This window comes from Pseudarthrobacter sp. P1, assembly GCF_050156935.1.
Taxonomy (GTDB): Bacteria; Actinomycetota; Actinomycetes; order Actinomycetales; family Micrococcaceae; genus Specibacter.
Map to the genome: position 1 here is coordinate 4,257,045 of NZ_CP189584.1, position 15,779 is coordinate 4,272,823.

At 68.4% G+C, this 15,779-nt stretch carries 17 protein-coding genes; 9 read left to right on the forward strand and 8 right to left on the reverse strand.

What is annotated here, in order from left to right:
- Nucleotides 1-71: 71 nt before the first annotated feature.
- Entirely contained in the window at nt 72-623 is a 552-nt protein-coding gene (locus tag ACQCSX_RS19830; RefSeq protein WP_427016920.1) for a M23 family metallopeptidase, read from the reverse strand.
- Between the two features lie 502 nt (nt 624-1,125).
- On the opposite strand from ACQCSX_RS19830, the gene rpsB reads away from it, so the two are divergent.
- From rpsB to ACQCSX_RS19860, 6 genes are all read left to right on the forward strand, one after another.
- The gene (gene rpsB, locus ACQCSX_RS19835) at nt 1,126-2,019 is read left to right on the forward strand and encodes a 30S ribosomal protein S2 (protein WP_427016921.1); all 894 of its coding nucleotides are present in this window, start codon (nt 1,126-1,128) and stop codon (nt 2,017-2,019) included.
- Between the two features lie 149 nt (nt 2,020-2,168).
- Nucleotides 2,169-3,005, forward strand: a complete 837-nt coding sequence (gene tsf, locus ACQCSX_RS19840; RefSeq protein WP_427016922.1) for a translation elongation factor Ts — start codon at nt 2,169-2,171, stop codon at nt 3,003-3,005.
- A gap of 148 nt (nt 3,006-3,153) precedes the next feature.
- Complete coding sequence (pyrH, locus tag ACQCSX_RS19845) at nt 3,154-3,921, forward strand: UMP kinase (RefSeq protein ID WP_427016923.1); 768 nt, start codon at nt 3,154-3,156, stop codon at nt 3,919-3,921.
- A 118-nt stretch (nt 3,922-4,039) separates the two neighbouring features.
- Entirely contained in the window at nt 4,040-4,597 is a 558-nt protein-coding gene (gene frr, locus ACQCSX_RS19850; RefSeq protein WP_427016924.1) for a ribosome recycling factor, read from the forward strand.
- A 440-nt stretch (nt 4,598-5,037) separates the two neighbouring features.
- The gene (locus ACQCSX_RS19855) at nt 5,038-5,913 is read left to right on the forward strand and encodes a phosphatidate cytidylyltransferase (protein ID WP_427016925.1); all 876 of its coding nucleotides are present in this window, start codon (nt 5,038-5,040) and stop codon (nt 5,911-5,913) included.
- Nucleotides 5,914-6,010: 97 nt separating this feature from the next.
- Nucleotides 6,011-6,598, forward strand: coding sequence for a DivIVA domain-containing protein (locus ACQCSX_RS19860; RefSeq protein ID WP_427016926.1), 588 nt, complete (start codon nt 6,011-6,013; stop codon nt 6,596-6,598).
- Between the two features lie 103 nt (nt 6,599-6,701).
- Here ACQCSX_RS19860 and ACQCSX_RS19865 read toward each other — a convergent pair whose 3' ends face one another.
- The 4 genes from ACQCSX_RS19865 to ACQCSX_RS19880 are packed head-to-tail and all read right to left on the reverse strand — an operon-like array spanning nt 6,702 to nt 10,639.
- The gene (locus ACQCSX_RS19865) at nt 6,702-8,180 is read right to left on the reverse strand and encodes a cation acetate symporter (protein WP_427016927.1); all 1,479 of its coding nucleotides are present in this window, start codon (nt 8,178-8,180) and stop codon (nt 6,702-6,704) included.
- Nucleotides 8,177-8,653: a hypothetical protein gene (locus tag ACQCSX_RS19870; RefSeq protein WP_427016928.1), complete on the reverse strand. Its 477-nt coding sequence runs from the start codon at nt 8,651-8,653 to the stop codon at nt 8,177-8,179. The genes ACQCSX_RS19865 and ACQCSX_RS19870 overlap by 4 nt, the downstream gene beginning before the upstream one ends.
- The gene (locus tag ACQCSX_RS19875; protein ID WP_427016929.1) at nt 8,650-9,372 is read right to left on the reverse strand and encodes a LytR/AlgR family response regulator transcription factor; all 723 of its coding nucleotides are present in this window, start codon (nt 9,370-9,372) and stop codon (nt 8,650-8,652) included. Before ACQCSX_RS19875 ends, ACQCSX_RS19870 begins: the two co-directional genes overlap by 4 nt.
- Nucleotides 9,373-9,394: 22 nt before the next feature.
- Nucleotides 9,395-10,639: a sensor histidine kinase gene (locus ACQCSX_RS19880; protein ID WP_427016930.1), complete on the reverse strand. Its 1,245-nt coding sequence runs from the start codon at nt 10,637-10,639 to the stop codon at nt 9,395-9,397.
- Between the two features lie 142 nt (nt 10,640-10,781).
- On the opposite strand from ACQCSX_RS19880, the gene ACQCSX_RS19885 reads away from it, so the two are divergent.
- Together ACQCSX_RS19885 and ACQCSX_RS19890 are read left to right on the forward strand one after the other, a co-directional pair.
- Nucleotides 10,782-11,147, forward strand: coding sequence for a DUF485 domain-containing protein (locus ACQCSX_RS19885; RefSeq protein WP_427019112.1), 366 nt, complete (start codon nt 10,782-10,784; stop codon nt 11,145-11,147).
- 38 nt (nt 11,148-11,185) lie between these two features.
- Entirely contained in the window at nt 11,186-12,799 is a 1,614-nt protein-coding gene (locus tag ACQCSX_RS19890) for a solute symporter family protein (protein WP_427019113.1), read from the forward strand.
- Between the two features lie 147 nt (nt 12,800-12,946).
- On the opposite strand, the gene ACQCSX_RS19895 is transcribed toward ACQCSX_RS19890, so the two are convergent.
- Together ACQCSX_RS19895 and ACQCSX_RS19900 are read right to left on the reverse strand one after the other, a co-directional pair.
- On the reverse strand, nt 12,947-13,732 hold the full coding sequence (locus ACQCSX_RS19895) for a hypothetical protein (protein WP_427016931.1): 786 nt from the start codon (nt 13,730-13,732) through the stop codon (nt 12,947-12,949).
- Nucleotide 13,733: 1 nt separating this feature from the next.
- Nucleotides 13,734-14,150 carry a DUF4383 domain-containing protein gene (locus ACQCSX_RS19900; RefSeq protein WP_427016932.1) on the reverse strand — a complete coding sequence of 139 codons (417 nt, stop codon included), beginning with the start codon at nt 14,148-14,150 and terminating at the stop codon, nt 13,734-13,736.
- A 209-nt stretch (nt 14,151-14,359) separates the two neighbouring features.
- On the opposite strand from ACQCSX_RS19900, the gene ACQCSX_RS19905 reads away from it, so the two are divergent.
- Complete coding sequence (locus ACQCSX_RS19905) at nt 14,360-15,175, forward strand: alpha/beta hydrolase (protein ID WP_427016933.1); 816 nt, start codon at nt 14,360-14,362, stop codon at nt 15,173-15,175.
- Between the two features lie 19 nt (nt 15,176-15,194).
- Here ACQCSX_RS19905 and ACQCSX_RS19910 read toward each other — a convergent pair whose 3' ends face one another.
- Entirely contained in the window at nt 15,195-15,671 is a 477-nt protein-coding gene (locus tag ACQCSX_RS19910; RefSeq protein WP_427016934.1) for an Lrp/AsnC family transcriptional regulator, read from the reverse strand.
- Nucleotides 15,672-15,779: the final 108 nt, after the last annotated feature.

The window sequence follows — 15,779 nt, forward strand, 5'->3', positions numbered from 1 at the left end:
CCAACTGGGTGACAGTTATCTCACGTTCCGAGGCGATTTTTGTGCGATAGCTGTCACCTAGTTGGGCGGCGTCAGCGGGTGAGGGGGAGCAGTATCGAGGGCCGCAGATCCAGCACGAACTGCAGGGGATTGATGTACTCCTCCCCGCGCCGGACGCCCCAGTGCAGGCAGCTGCCCGGCCCGGGCGGGCCCGGCCCGCAGTGCGTTCGGCCGGCCAGGGTGCCCAGCTGTGCCCCGGCCGCCACCTCCGTGCCGGGCTCCAGTGGGCTGTCCACGGGCTCGAAGCTGCCCAGCAGCCCGTTGGCATGGCGGAGGGTCAGCACGCCCCGGTCAACCACCCAGCCGCTGAACACCACGATGCCGTCGGCCGGCGCAAGTACGGTGCTGCCCTGGGGTGCGGCCAGGTCAACGCCCCGGTGCCCGGACAGCCAGGGTTTGGCCGGCGGGGCGAAGGGGTGGACGACGGCTGGGCGCGGCGCCAGCGGCCAGGTCCACGACGGGGCCCTGGCCGCTGCCGCGTCCGGCGGCTGCGGACCCAGTTGTGTGGCCGCCAGCAGCAGGAGGCAGCACAGTGCCGCCAGCAGCGGGGGAATGCGTCGATGGGTGCGTCGGGGCCTGTCCATCCAGCCAGCCTGGACCCAGGGGCGGACTGCTGCGGGACTGCGCCACCGAAAGTGGAGGGCCTGTGGGGTGGGGGCGCCTGTGCAGGGCCCCGGCGGGACTGGCGAGGGCACCGCGGCGGGTCACGTGCGGGCGCTGCAGCAGGCGCGTTGTCGGGACCCGCGGCAGCCCGGCGCCCGGGCCCAACGGCAGTGTGGCGGCCAGTGCCGCGTGGGGCCCGGCGGCCTTCCCCTCCGTGTCCGCCGCGGCCGGGCCGGTGTAGTAACATTGGTGGAGCAGTTTGCTGAGCAAGCTGACTACGCGCACCCCCCCCGGATGCTCCTCCTTGTTTTGGCCGATTCGTTTCCGACGAACGGCCTTCACCCAAGGTTGGACGCAGAAGGATTGCCCCTCTTCGGTCCGTTCATTCGGTTGAGCAGAGCAATGGGTGCCAGGAGCACAGCCCGGTGGAACCTTCCGCCGGGACAAGAAGGCTAACAACCGTAAACATGAAGGAGCGCCGGCATGCCCGTCGTAACCATGCGCCAGCTGCTTGACAGCGGCGTCCACTTTGGACACCAGACCCGTCGTTGGAACCCGAAGATGAAGCGCTTCATCTTCACCGAGCGCAACGGCATCTACATCATCGACCTGCAGCAGTCGCTGTCCTACATCGACCGCGCCTACGAGTTCGTCAAGGCCACCGTTGCCCACGGCGGCACCGTGCTGTTCGTCGGTACCAAGAAGCAGGCTCAGGAAGCCATTGCCGACCAGGCCACCCGCGTGGGCCAGCCCTACGTGAACCAGCGCTGGTTGGGCGGTATGCTCACCAACTTCCAGACCGTTGCCAAGCGTATCCAGCGCATGAAGGAACTCGAAGAGATCAACTTCGAGGACGTTGCCTCCTCCGGCCACACCAAGAAGGAACTGCTGCTGCTCAAGCGCGAGCTCACCAAGCTGCAGACCAACCTGGGCGGTATCCGCAACCTGACCAAGGCACCGTCCGTGCTGTGGGTTGTTGACACCAAGAAGGAGCACCTCGCCATTGACGAGGCCAAGAAGCTCAACATCCCCGTTGTGGCCATCCTGGACACCAACTGCGATCCCGACGAGGTCGACTTCCCGATCCCGGGCAACGACGACGCCATCCGCTCCGTCCACCTGCTGACCCGCGTCGTTGCCGACGCCATTGCTGAGGGCCTGATCGCCCGCAACAACAAGGCCACGGGCAACGAAGAGGCTCCGGCCGAGCCGCTGGCCGAGTGGGAGCGCGAGCTCCTGGTGACCGACTCCGCCGTCGAGACTGCTGTTGAGGCTCCCGTCGAGACCGTTGTCGAGGCTGCTGTTGAGGCTCCGGTCGAGGCCGCTGCCGAGGTTGCAACCGAGGCTCCGGCCGTCGAGACCGAAACCGAGAAGTAAAAAACTTTCTCTTAGCGTTCCGTTCACCGGATACGCAGACACTGAGATGACTCACCACTGGCAGGAGCGCCGCCCATCGGGGCAGAGCGGTCCTGCCAGTGGCGAGTGACCAGTGGTAAAACTGACAAAATCTACACTGAGGGGTTCACATGGCGAACTACACCGCTGCTGATATCAAGGCTCTGCGCGAGCGCACTGGCGCTGGCATGATGGACGTCAAGAAGGCTCTCGACGAGGCAAATGGCGACGCCGACAAGGCGATGGAGCTCATTCGCATCAAGGGCCTCAAGGGCGCCACCAAGCGTGAAGGCCGCTCCACCGCCGAGGGCCTCGTTGCCGCTTCGGTCAACGATGGAGTTGGCGTCATGGTTGAGGTCAACTGCGAGACCGACTTCGTGGCCAAGGCTGCCCCGTTCATCGACTTCTCCAACAAGGTTCTGGCCGCCGCCCTGGCTTCCGGCGCCTCCGACGTCGAGACGCTGCTGGCAGCCGACGTCGACGGCAAGCCGCTCTCCGAGCTGGTCATCGAGGCCGGCGCACTGCTGGGCGAGAAGGTTGCCGTCCGCCGCGTGGCCCGCGTTGAGGGTGCCTCGGTTGACGCTTACCTGCACAAGACCTCCAAGGACCTCCCGGCCCAGGTTGGCGTGCTGTTCGCTGTTGACGGTGAGGGGAACGCTGCCGCCGAGGCCGCCCACGACATCGCCGTGCACATCGCCGCCTACGCACCGACCTACCTCACCCGTGAGGAAGTTCCGGCCGAACTGGTCGAGAGCGAGCGCCGCATTGCCGACGAGACCGCACGCGCCGAGGGCAAGCCCGAAGCCGCGCTGACCAAGATCGTTGAAGGCCGCCTGACCGGCTTCTTCAAGGAGGGTGTCCTGGTTGACCAGGCATTCGCCAAGGACGCCAAGAAGAGCGTTGCCCAGGTCCTCGAAGAAGCCGGCGTGAAGGCCACCGCCTTCGCCCGCTTCCGCGTTGGAGCCTAAGCACTAGCCTAGAAAATATAACGAGATGGGGTGGCCACCTACGGTGGCCGCCCCTTTTTCATGCCAACAAAGCTAAGATCTTTGTGGCTGGCCCCTTCGGGGGCAGCAGATAATGGAATTAATGGCCGCTGTGCCAATGGAAGGCGACATGACCACCACCACACCTGAAACCCTTCACTCCGCCGAGACCGCTGCCCACCCGTCGGCGGGAGGGCACCGCCGTCGTGTGCTCCTGAAGCTTTCCGGCGAGGTCTTTGGCGGCGGCAAACTGGGCGTCGATCCGGTCACCGTCCGCAACATCGCCGAACAGATCGCCCGCACCGTGGACACCGTGGAGGTGGCCATCGTGGTGGGCGGCGGCAACTTCTTCCGCGGCGCCGAGCTCTCCGCCTCCGGCATGGACCGCTCGCGCGCTGACTACATGGGCATGCTGGGCACCGTGATGAACTGCCTGGCGCTGCAGGACTTCCTGGAGCAGGCAGGCGTGGAGACCCGCGTGCAGTCCGCCATCACCATGGGCCAGGTGGCCGAGGCCTACATTCCGCGCCGCGCCATCCGCCACCTCGAGAAGGGCCGCGTGGTCATCTTCGGTGCCGGCGCCGGCCTGCCCTACTTCTCCACCGACACCGTGGCCGCCCAGCGTGCGCTGGAAGTCCACGCCGACGTCGTCCTGATGGCCAAGAACGGCGTCGACGGTGTCTACACGGCCGACCCGAAGAAGGATCCGTCGGCCGTCAAGCTGGATGCCCTGACCTACGACGAGGCCATGGCGCGCGATATCCGCGTCATGGACCAGACGGCGTTCAGCCTATGCAAGGACAACAACGTCACCATGCTCGTGTTCGGGATGGAGGGCGAGGGCAACGTCGCCGGCGCCATCCTGGGCGAGAAGCTGGGCACCCTGGTCACCCCGTAGGGACCAGTTTTTGCGGTGCTGCGGCGCTGCGCGGCCACGATAGGATGAACTGTGGAGCTGCGCAGCGCACGGCGCCGCCGACCAACCAACGATTGACGCATTTGCGAGGGAGAGACACGTGATCGAAGATACTTTGCTCGAGGCCGAGGAAAAGATGGACAAGGCCATTGAGGTAGCCAAAGAGGACTTCGCCGCTGTCCGCACCGGCCGCGCCAACCCGTCCCTGTTCGCCAAGGTGATGGTGGAGTACTACGGTGCCCCCACGCCGCTGCAGCAGCTGGCATCCTTTGCCGTGCCGGAGGCCCGCACCCTGCTCATCACCCCGTTCGACCGCACCGCGCTCGGGGACATCGAACGCGCGCTCTCGAACTCCGAGGTGGGCGCCAACCCCTCCAACGACGGCACAGTGATCCGCGTGATCATGCCGGAGCTGACCGAGCAGCGCCGCAAGGACTACGTCAAGATCGTCCGCGGCAAGGGCGAGGACGCCAAGATCTCCGTGCGCAACATCCGCCGCAAGGCCAAGGATGAGCTGGACCGCATCGTCAAGGCCGGCGACGCCGGCGAGGACGAAGGCGCCCGGGCCGAAAAGGAACTGGACGCCATGACCAAGTCCCACACCGAGAACATCGACGAGCTCCTCAAGCGCAAGGAAGCCGAGCTGCTCGAGGTCTAATGAGCAATGCCCAGCCTTCGGCGGCTGGCACAGGTGAGGATGGGGCACCAACGACCGGTACCGTTCCATCCGGAACCGGTGGTCCGGCGCCCATATATGCCACACGGCGAGCCCTGAGGGACGCCGAACGCTCGCAGGGGCTCAAGACGGGCACCCTGTCGATCGTCCCGATGCCGGTCCCGGTGGTTGCGCAGGATCCGGCGACGGCGGCTGTTGCCGCGGCAAGGCCTGCGGGTGCGGCCCTGGGGGCCATGCCCGACACCGAACCGGTGGACACCGCCGCCGGGGGCGCGGCCAACGCTTCGCCGAGGCGATCTTCCGGCGGGCCGGCCGGGACCCCGGCAGGGGCTGCTGTTCCTGCGGCACCCCGGCCCGTTCCCGCACTGTCCGTTCCAGCACTGCCTGTTTCGGCACTGTCCGTCCCTGCATTGCCGGGAGCTGTGGAGGACACCAGCAAGCACACGCCCAAGGCGGGCCGGAACCTTCCGGCCGCCCTCGGCGTCGGCGTCGCGCTGTTTGTGGTCGTGCTTGGCGGCCTGCTGTTCTACCCGCTGGCCTTCCTGGTCTTTGCCACGGCCTTTGCCGGGCTGGGTGTGTGGGAGGTGACGCGGGCCATGGGCCAGCGCGGCATCGCCGCGCCGATGGTGCCGGTGATGATCGGAACCATCGCCATGCCGTCCGCGGCATATTTTTCCGGTGCGGAGGGGCTGCTGTTCGCCTTCACCGCCAGCGCCGCGGCCACCATGCTGTGGCGCAGCGTGGACCCGGCGCCCGGGGCGATCAAGAGCATCTTTGCCGGTGTCTTTGCGCTGGCCTGGATCCCGTTCATGCTCAGCTTTGTGTTCCTGATGATCCGCGACGGCGCCGCTCCCACGCTGGGGCCCACGCTGGACCTGGCTCATATCAACCCCGGGGTCCTGCAGGTGGTGATCATGCTCCTGCTGGTGGTGGCCAACGATACCTTTGGCTATCTGGTGGGGGTCCTGTTCGGCAAGCACCCGATGGCGCCGAAGATCAGCCCGAAGAAATCCTGGGAAGGTTTTGCCGGATCCATGGGCGGGGCCGTGGTCGTGTCCATCCTGGCCACCGTGTTTGTGCTCCAGGAGCATTGGTGGGTGGGTCTGGCCCTGGCCGTGGGCCTGGTGCTCGCCGGCACCAGCGGCGACTTCGCCGAATCCATGGTCAAACGCGAGCTTGGCGTGAAGGACATGAGCAATATCCTGCCCGGCCATGGCGGCGTGATGGACAGGCTTGATTCCCTGCTGTTCGCCGCTCCCGTGGCGTTCGCGATTTTCACCGCTCTGGGGCGGTTCTAGCTTCCCGGAATCGGAGGCACTCAACGTAGGATGAATGCAGCATTGGCGGACGGCTACCGTGCCCCGCCGCATGACAGTAGAGGAAAACCAGCAAGGAATGACTGTAACCGTGGAAGAGACCGATCGCACCGAGGCCCCGTTTGCGCGCGTAGGCAGCAAGGACTACGGCTACAACGTCAAGCAGGTGGACCAGTTCCTCAGCCGTGCCCGGGACTTCTACACGTCCGCAGACACCTCGCAGAAGGCCCTGACCTCGTACGAGGTCCGCGCGGTGTCCTTCGACCCGGCCAAGGGCGGCTACGAGGCCCATGCCGTGGATGCGGCCCTGGACCGGCTCGAGGACGTCTTTGTCCAGCGTGAGCGCGACGAACTCATTGCGGCCAAGGGCGAGGACGCCTGGCTGCTGGAGATCGGCAAAATTGCCTCCGTGCTCCGCGGGCGCCTGCACCGGCCCGACGGCGAACGCTTCCGCCGTGCCAAGGGCAAAGCGGCCAGCTACTCCACCGACGGCGTCGATGCGTTGTGCGTCGATCTGCTGAAGTACTTTGAGGAAGACATGCCGCTGAGCGTGGACGTGATCCGCCGGGCGGTCTTTCCCCCGGCCAAGGGCGACGCCGGCTACGACGAGGCCCAGGTGGATGCCTTCCTCGACCGCGTCATCGAACTCATGGCAGCCATCGACTGATCCCCACCCGCTCCCACGGCTCGCAGCCATCTACACCCGCCGAACCGGCAGTTGTGGGCAGTGTTGGGCCGCCGGACTGCCCACAAATGACGGTTCGCGGAGGTCAGCGGGGCTTGTCCACGGCCAGCGGGCGCTCGGGCACATGCAGCCGGGTCATGAACCGGGCGACCCCGGCGTTCCGGCGCCCCGGCGTGGCCAGGGAGACCAGCACCATCACGGCAAAGGCGGCCGGCACCGTCCACGCCGCCGGCTGGGCCAGCAGCTCGTAGCCCGGATCCGCCGCATGCATCCGGCCGCCGAGCACAATGGCGCCGCCGCACATCACGGCGCCGGCCAACATGCCGGCGATGGCCCCGGCGTCGGTCAGCCCGCGCCACCAGATCCCCAGCAACAACAGCGGGCACACCGTGGATGCCGTGAAGGCGAACACCAGCCCCACGCTGCCGGCCAGCGCCAGCGAATCCGTGCCCAGCGCCACGGCGAGCGGCACCACGGCGGAGACGGCGGCGGCCAGCCGGAAGCCGCGCACGCCACCACCGAGCAGGTCCTGGCTGATGACCCCGGCAAGGGAGACCACCAGCCCCGACGTGGTGGACAGGAACGCGGCAAACGCGCCGGCAATCACCAGGGCGGAGAGCAGCTGGCCGCCGGCCCCGCCCATGAGCCGCCCCGGCAGCAGCAGCACCGTGGCATCGGCCGCGCCCTGGGCCACCAGCTCCGGCAGGAACAACCGGCCCAGCAGTCCGAAGATGGTGGGGAAGAGGTAGAACAGCCCGAGCAGGCCCAGCACCATCTGCGTCGTTCGCCGGGCCGCCGCACCGTCGGGGTTGGTGTAGAAGCGCACCAGCACATGCGGCAGCCCGAGCGTGCCGAACAGCAGCGCGGCCAACAGCGACAGGGTCCGGTAGGGCGAAGCGCCCGTGTTGCCCCACACCAGAGCGGTGGCCTCCGCGGCGGGCACCGGTGCCCCCGGCCCGGCCAGCTGGAGCAGGAGAAAGACGGCGGGCACGGCCAGCGCGGTGAGCTTGAGCCAGTACTGGAACGCCTGGACGAAGGTGATGGAGCGCATCCCGCCGGTGGCCACCGTGGCCACCACAATCACGACGACGGCGGCAGCGCCCACCCAGGCGGGCAGCCCCGTGGTGGTCCTGATGGTCAGGGAGGCGCCGTGCAGCTGAGGCACGATGTAGAACCAGCCGACCACCACCACCAGCACGCTGGTGACCGAGCGGGCGGGTTTGGAGTCCAGCCGGGCCTGGGCGAAATCGGGGATGGTGTACGCCCCGCAGCGGCGCAGCGGGGCGGCGACAAACAACAGCAGCATCAGGTAGCCGGCGGTGTAGCCGATGGGGAACCAGAGCGCGTCCAGGCCGGTAACCATGATCAGCCCGGCGATGCCCAAGAAGCTGGCGGCGGAGAGGTATTCACCGCCAATGGCGGAGGCATTCAGCCACGGCTTCACGGTCCGGGAGGCCACGTAGAAATCGCTGGTGGTGCGGGAGATCCGCAGGCCGTAGAAGCCGATCAGCGCCGTAGCCACGGCCACGGCCGCCAGCGCGGCGAACCCGGCACCGGCGTTCATTTATCGCCCACCAGATCGCGGTACCTGGCCTCGTTCCGCGACGCCGCGCGCACATACAGCCAGGCGCACAGGCCGATCACCGGGTAGATCCCGGCCCCCAGCACCAGCCACGGCAGGGGGATGCCCACCACGCGCAGCTCCACCAGGGCCGGCGCCAGCTGCACCAGCAGCCAGCAGGCCAGCAGCACCAGGCCAAAGCCGACCGCCACCACGGCCGCCAGCCGCAGCTGGGACCGGATCAGGGAACGCACAAACACCTCGCCCACCGGGGACTGTTCGGCCACCTCCTGCAGCACGGAGGTGCCGGCGGCGGAGGAGTTGGCCTGCCGGCGCGGTGCCACCACCCGCACCCGCACGGGCTGCGCCGGAGGGCATCCCGCCGGGGCCGCCTCCGCATCGAGCTTCCCGGCGGTGCCGGGCAGCCCGACGGGCGGGTCCAGTGGCCGCACGGCGTCCTGGCCGCGGGGGCTCACAGCTGCGGCCTGACCTTGGTGGCGGCGATGCGCTCGCGCAGGGCGGGCAGGTGCCGCCGGCTGACGGGCAGCTCGGTGCCGGCCACCGACACCGTGGGCCGCGCGGCACCCAGCCGGAGGGCATCCACAAAGGGCATGCAGGCCAGGTAGGAACGGTGGATGCGCAGGAAGCCCGCGCCGGCCCAGCGCTGCTCCAGCTCGGCCAGCGGGATGCGGACCAGGTAGCTGGACTCCGTGGTGTGCAGCCGGGCGTAGTCGCCCTGGGCCTGGACGAAGCGGACCTCGTCGAGGCGGATGATGCGGCTGGTGCCGCCCTTTTCCACGGTGATGAGCTCGGGCGCCGCGGCTGCGGGAGAGGCCGCCTGTTCGGCGATGCGGCCCACCGTGGCGGCCAGCCGCTGGGTGCGGACGGGCTTGAGCAGATAGTCGATGGCCGCCAGTTCAAAGGCCTCCAGGGCGCAGTCCTCGTCCGCCGTGACGAAGACGACGGCGGGCGGGCTGGGCCGGGCGGCGATGCCGCGGGCCAGTGCCAGCCCGGACAGGCCCGGCATGTGGATGTCCAGGAAGATGGCGTCCACCTCGTGCTGCTCCAGGACCGCCAGGGCGGCCCGGCCGCTGGCGGCCCGGTGGATGGTGCCGATCCGTCCGTCCTGGCCCAGCAGGAAGGCAAGCTCCTCAACAGCCGGGACTTCGTCGTCTACCACGAGGACAGAGATCATGGCCTTAGTCTAGTGACGCGGCTCACGCATCGTGGCCAGGCTGGGACTTGGGCACGCGCATGGTGATCAGCGTGCCGGCGCCGGGCGCGGTGTCGATTACCAGGCCGAAATCATCCCCGTAGACCTGGCGCAGCCGGGCATCGACGTTGCGCAGCCCCACATGGTCCCCGTCGCGGTGCCCGGCCAGCACGGCGCGCAACTGGTCGGGATCGATCCCCACGCCGTCGTCCTCGATGGACACCTCGGCCATGGATCCGCGGTCCCGGGCCGCGATCTTCAGGTGCCCCACGCCCTCCTTGGCCTCCAGCCCGTGCCGGACGGCATTTTCGACCAGCGGCTGCAGGGACAGGAACGGGATCACCGTGGCGAGCACCTCGGGGGCAATCTGCAGGTTCACCTGGAGCCGGTCGCCAAAGCGTGCCCGCTCCAGCAGCAGGTACCTGTCGATGCAGCGCAGCTCCTCGGCCAGGGTGGTGAAGTCCCCGTGCCGGCGGAAGGAATAGCGGGTGAAGTCCGCAAATTCCACCACCAGCTCCCTGGCCCGGGCCGGATCGGTGTTGATGAAGGAGGCGATGGCGTTCAGCGAGTTGTAGATGAAATGCGGGCTGATCTGGGCGCGCAAGGCCCGGACCTCGGCCTCCATGAGCAGCGTGCGGCTGGCGCCCAGCTCGGCCAGCTGGATCTGCGCGGCCACCCAGGCGGCCACCTCGTTGGCGGCCCGGACCATGCCGGCGCTGGGCGCCTTGGTGAACGCCAGCACGGCGCCCACCACCCGCGCGTCGACCCGGATGGGGGAGGCCACCACCGCCTTGAGCTCCGGATCCGCCACGCCCAGGGCGGCCAGCATTCCGGCGTCGAGCACCGATACGCGGGTGCGCCCGCCCGACAGGGTGGCCCGGGCCAGCCTCAGCACGGCGTCCGCGCGGTCCGTCCGGCGGTCCGCCCGGACGCCGTCGGGGGCCGCGCGCCGCGGCGACGACGCATCCCAGGCCAGCAGCCGCGACTCGTCCGTCAGGGCCAGGGCGCCGCAGTGCAGCATGCTGCGCAGTGCCTTGGCCGCCTTGGCCGCGCCGGCCGGCTCCAGCCCGTTGCGCAGATGTCCGCCGGCCACGGTGGCCAGATGCAGCGTGGTGTAGGTGGCCCGCTCGGCGTCAGTGCCGAGTTCCGGGTGCGAGCGGGAGAGCTTGTGGCCCAGCGCCACAACCAGGGCCAGGGAGGCCAGCACGACGGCGGCCGCGGCGGTGAGCACTATGGCGGAATCGGGCATGGGCACAACACTAGCGGCTGCCCGCAGGCGCCATTCGGCGCAGCGATCCTGCCGTTGAGCGACGGCGGCCGGGGTGGGCCTGCCCCCGGGCCGCCCCCGGGCCAATAGTGGGATGCATCACACCACTCAATGAGGAGGAATGATGGGCACTGCAGCCCAACCCGCGGACGGGAATAACCAACCGGAGGTGGACTTTGAAGAGGTCCAGGCCACCAAGGAGTTCCAGAGTCTCCGCCGCAAGCACCGCAGCTTTGTCTTTCCCCTGGCCCTCGGCTTCCTGCTCTGGTACTTCCTGTACGTGCTGCTGGCCGACTACGCCCACGATTTCATGTCCACCAAGGTCATCGGGAGCATCAACATCGGCCTGATCCTTGGCCTGCTGCAATTTGTCAGCACCTTCGCCATCACCACCTGGTACGTCAGCTACGCCAACCGGAAGCTGGACCCCGAGGCCACCGCCCTCCGGCACCGGCTCGAGGACCCCACCCTGAGCAAGGAAGGTGCCTGAGCATGGGCGCATACATGGCTGTTCCGCACGCGGTGCCGATGGCAGGGCTCGCGACGCAGATGAAGGACACGTCCTGGATCAACATCCTGATCTTTGCCGCGTTCGTCGCCATCACCCTGGTGGTGGTCTTCCGGGCCAGCCGCAACAACAAGACTGCGGCGGACTACTACGCGGCCGGGCGCTCCTTCTCCGGCGGGCAGAATGGCACGGCCATCGCCGGCGACTACCTCTCGGCGGCGTCCTTCCTAGGCATTACCGGGGCCATCGCCGTCAACGGCTATGACGGCTTCATGTACTCCATTGGCTTCCTGGTGGCCTGGCTGGTGGCCCTGCTGCTGGTGGCGGAGCTGCTGCGCAACACCGGCAAGTTCACCATGGCCGATGTGCTCTCGTTCCGGCTGAAGCAGCGCCCGGTGCGCATTGCCGCGGCCACCACCACGCTGGTGGTCTGCTTCTTCTACCTGCTGGCCCAGATGGCCGGAGCCGGTGGCCTGGTGTCGCTGCTCCTTGGCCTGGACAGCAAGGACACGCTCGGCCAGGCAGTGGTGATCACCGTCGTCGGCGGCCTCATGATTGTCTACGTGCTGATCGGCGGCATGAAGGGCACCACCTGGGTGCAGATCATCAAGGCGGGCCTGCTGATTGTCGGCGCCGCGGCGATGACCATCATCGTGCTGGCCATGCACGGCTTCAACCTCTCCACCCTGATGGATGCGGCGGTGGCCAAGGCCGGCGACGGCGGGGCGGCCCTGCTGAATCCGGGCAAGCAGTATGGCGCCACCGGCACGTCCAAGCTGGACTTCATTTCGCTGGCGCTGGCCCTGGTGCTGGGCACGGCGGCCCTGCCGCACGTGTTGATGCGCTTCTACACCGTGCCCACGGCCAAGGAGGCCCGCAAGTCGGTGGTCTGGGCCATCTGGCTGATTGGCATCTTCTACCTGTTCACCCTGGTGCTCGGCTACGGCGCCGGCGCACTGATCGGCGCCAAGGAGATCCTGGCGGCCCCCGGCGGCGTCAATGCCGCGGCCCCGCTGCTGGCCTTCGTCATCGGCGGACCCGTGCTGCTGGGCTTCATCTCCGCCGTCGCCTTCGCCACGATCTTGGCGGTGGTGGCCGGACTGACCATCACCGCGGCCGCGTCCTTTGCCCATGACATCTACGCCAACGTGATCGCCAAGGGCAAGGCGGACCCCAAGACCGAGGTCAAGGTGGCCCGGCGCACGGTGATTGTGATCGGCGTCGTGGCCATCGGCGGCGGCATCCTGGCCAACGGGCAGAACGTGGCCTTCCTGGTGGCCCTGGCCTTCGCCGTCGCCGCCAGCGCCAACCTGCCCACCATCTTGTACTCGCTGTTCTGGAAGCGCTTCACCACCCAGGGCGCGCTGTGGAGCATGTACGGCGGGCTGGCCGTGGCGATCATCCTGATTGCCTTCTCCCCAGTGGTCTCCGGCGGCCCCAAGGCCATGATCCCCGGCGCCAGCTTCGCCTGGTTCCCGCTCGCCAACCCCGGCCTGGTCTCCATCCCGGTGGCCTTCTTCCTGGGCTGGCTGGGCACGGTGCTGGACAAGGGCCTGGAAAGCCCGGCCAAGGCGGCCGAGATGGAGGTGCGCTCGCTGACGGGCATCGGCGCCGAGAAGGCGGCACCGCACTAGGCCGCGCACCACGGCCCGGCGCAGACAAGCCCGGCGCAGACAAGCTCGACGACGACAGGCCCCGGTTCCCGCCGCAATGGCGGGGCCGGGGCCTGTCTGCGTCCTGTCTGCGTGCTGGCGCTGTCCTGGCGGACCAGTGCCGGCTGGTCAGTGCTGGTGGGCCGGGATCGGGAGTGTGCCAGGGACGGTTGGCCCGGTTGTCCCGGTGCTGTGGTGGCCGCCGTGCGGGACCGCCGAGTGGCCGGCGGTCGAGGCGGCCAGGCCGGGGGTGGTGACGGCGGCCACCAGCACGGAGGCCGCAAACAGGGCGGCCAGCAGCCGTCCCGCCGGCGGCGCCGCGGGCACGTCCGGGGAGCCGCCGGCGGGCTCCGTGCCGGCGCGCTCCGTCCCGTGCCGCCCCAGCCAGCCGATGCCCGCAACGATCGATAGTTCAAGCACGACGGCGCAGGCAGCGTTGAGGTCAAAGGTCCGTTCCGCGGCGGGCCCCAGCCAGAGGCCGGCCAGCACCGTGGCAAGATGGACCGCCGCCGCCACGGTGAAAGCACTGGTCGCGGTCCGCGGCCATACCGGCCGGCCCGTCCGCAGCGAAGCCACGGAGAACGCCAGCACGGCCATGGCCCACACGATGGAGGCCACCCCACCGGCCCAGACCGGCACGGCGGCCGTTCCGGCCAGGCTGCCGGCCCGGACCAGCAGGCTCGACGCCAGCGCCGAGGCCAGGGCGGCGGTGCCCAACCCCGCCAGCCCCGTGTAGAGGCAGACGGTCACCGGCAGCACCGGCACCTTCACGCCGGCGCTGCCGGTTCCTCTGCCGCCGGCCGTTGCGGCCGCGGGGCTGGCCGCGGCCGCAACGCCCGCCGTGCCGGCGGGCCGGCCGGGGACGGGTGTCCCGTCCCCGGCCCGCCGTGCGGCATGGCCTGTGCCGGCATTCATGTCAGGCCATCCGGTGCGCCGTGTTGACGGCCGGGACCTTGTCCTGCGAGAGGCCCACGCCCAGCAGGACCACGGCGCTGGCCAGGTGCAGCACGTTGTCGGCACCGTTCAGGGCAATGATGTTCAGCGAGCTGCCGATCAGGAACAGGCCCACGATGCCCACCAGCAGGTAGACGCCACCCACGGTGGTGTTGACCGCCTTGGAGGCCGCCACGGACTTGAGCCCGGCGGACAGCAGCGCGGCACCGATGAGCAGGTGGATGATGTTGTGCAGCGGGTTGACCGCGAAGACGATCAGGTTGGCGCCCTCGGAGGCGAAGAAGCCGATCCCGCTGGTGACGAAGAAGCCAAGCACGCCCACCAAAAGGTAGACAGCGCCGAAAACAGTGGCAAGCAGTTTGTTGGGTGAAGTACGCATCGAAACCAAGCCTTCCTTAGCCAAAGGACAGGGGCCTGTGGCCCGTCCTCAATGTCAGGAGTCCCTGGAGGAACCCTCGAGCATTATTCGGAGCCGTGCGGGGTTTGGATTGGATGGGTTGGGGGAAATTTTCCGGCGCCCCATGGCCAAGCCCTCAAGGCCGCCGCACACTGGAACCAGCGGCCTCCCATCTTGAAAGGGAAGAAACCATGTCCGAGAATGATCTGCCAGCCCCCCAGCCCGTCCTGTTCATCCACGGCCTCTGGCTGCACGCCAGTTCCTGGGATCCATGGGTGGAGCTGTTCACCAGCCGGGGCTACTCCGCCAGTGCGCCGGGCTGGCCCGGCGACGCTGAGACGGTCGAGGCCACGCGCTCGGCACCTGAAGCCCTCAACGATGTCGGGATCGAGGCCATCTTCAGCCACTATGCGGACATCATTGGCGGGCTGAAGGGGAAGCCGGTGGTCATTGGGCATTCCTTTGGCGGACTGATCGCCCAGGAGCTGCTGGCGAACGGCTTCGCCGCGGCCGCCATTGCGATCGATTCCGCGCCGATCAAGGGGGTGACGGCCCTGCCGTTCTCGGAGCTGCGGACCGTCTTCCCGGTGCTCGCCAACCCGTCGAACCGCAAGAAGACGGTGTCACTGACCGCCAAGCAGTTCCACTACAGCTTCGGCAACACGCTCAGCGAGGAGGAATCCAACGACCTCCATGCGAAGTGGACCATCCCGGGGCCCGGGCGGCCGCTTTTTGAGGACGCCACCGCCAACTTCACGCGGAATTCGCCCGCAGCGGTGGACACCCACAAGGCCGTGCGGGGTCCGCTGCTGCTGACAGCCGGCACCAAGGACCACACGGTGCCCCAGCTTGTCACCTGGCAGACCTACATGCTCTATGCGGACAACCCGTCCTCCGTCACCGAACACCACCTGTTTGACGGGCGGGGGCACTCGCTGACCATCGACAGCGGATGGCAGGACGTGGCGGGGGAGGCCCTGGACTGGCTGGCCGCCAAGGGGTTCTGAGCGGCACCGTTGCCGGGGTTCAGGTGCGCGGCTGCGGACCCTTTTCCAGCAGCGGACCCATCCGGAACGGCACCAGTTCGCCCATCGCCAGGGACGTCTCGGTGCGCTCGACGCCGTCGCACGCCAGGATCTTGCCGTTGATGCGGAAGAGGTCCTCGGCGCCGGTGGAGGCCACCCGGACCAGGAGATCGGCCCGGCCGCTGAGGCCATGGGCCTCCAACACCTCCGGAATGGCGGCGAGGTCGTGCGCAATCTGCCCCAGCTTTTGCTGCTGCACGTGCACGGAGATGAAGGCCGTGAGCGGATAGCCCAGCGCCACGGGGTTGATCCGGTGGTCAAAGGAGAGGAACGCATGCTTCTTCTCCAGCGCCGCCATCCGGGCCTGGACGGTGTTGCGGGAAAGCCCCAGCGTCTGGGCCAGGGCGATCACCGTTTGCCGGGGATCGTCCCGCATGGCCAACAGGATCCGGGCGTCGGTGCCATCCAGAGGTTGCATAGTGCGCAACGTTAGCACGGCCGAACCCGGCCAAACCGTGCACCGTGCTCAATTATTTGCGCATCGGTTGTACGGGGCAGGCTCTGTGAGTATCGTCACAGTAGACGC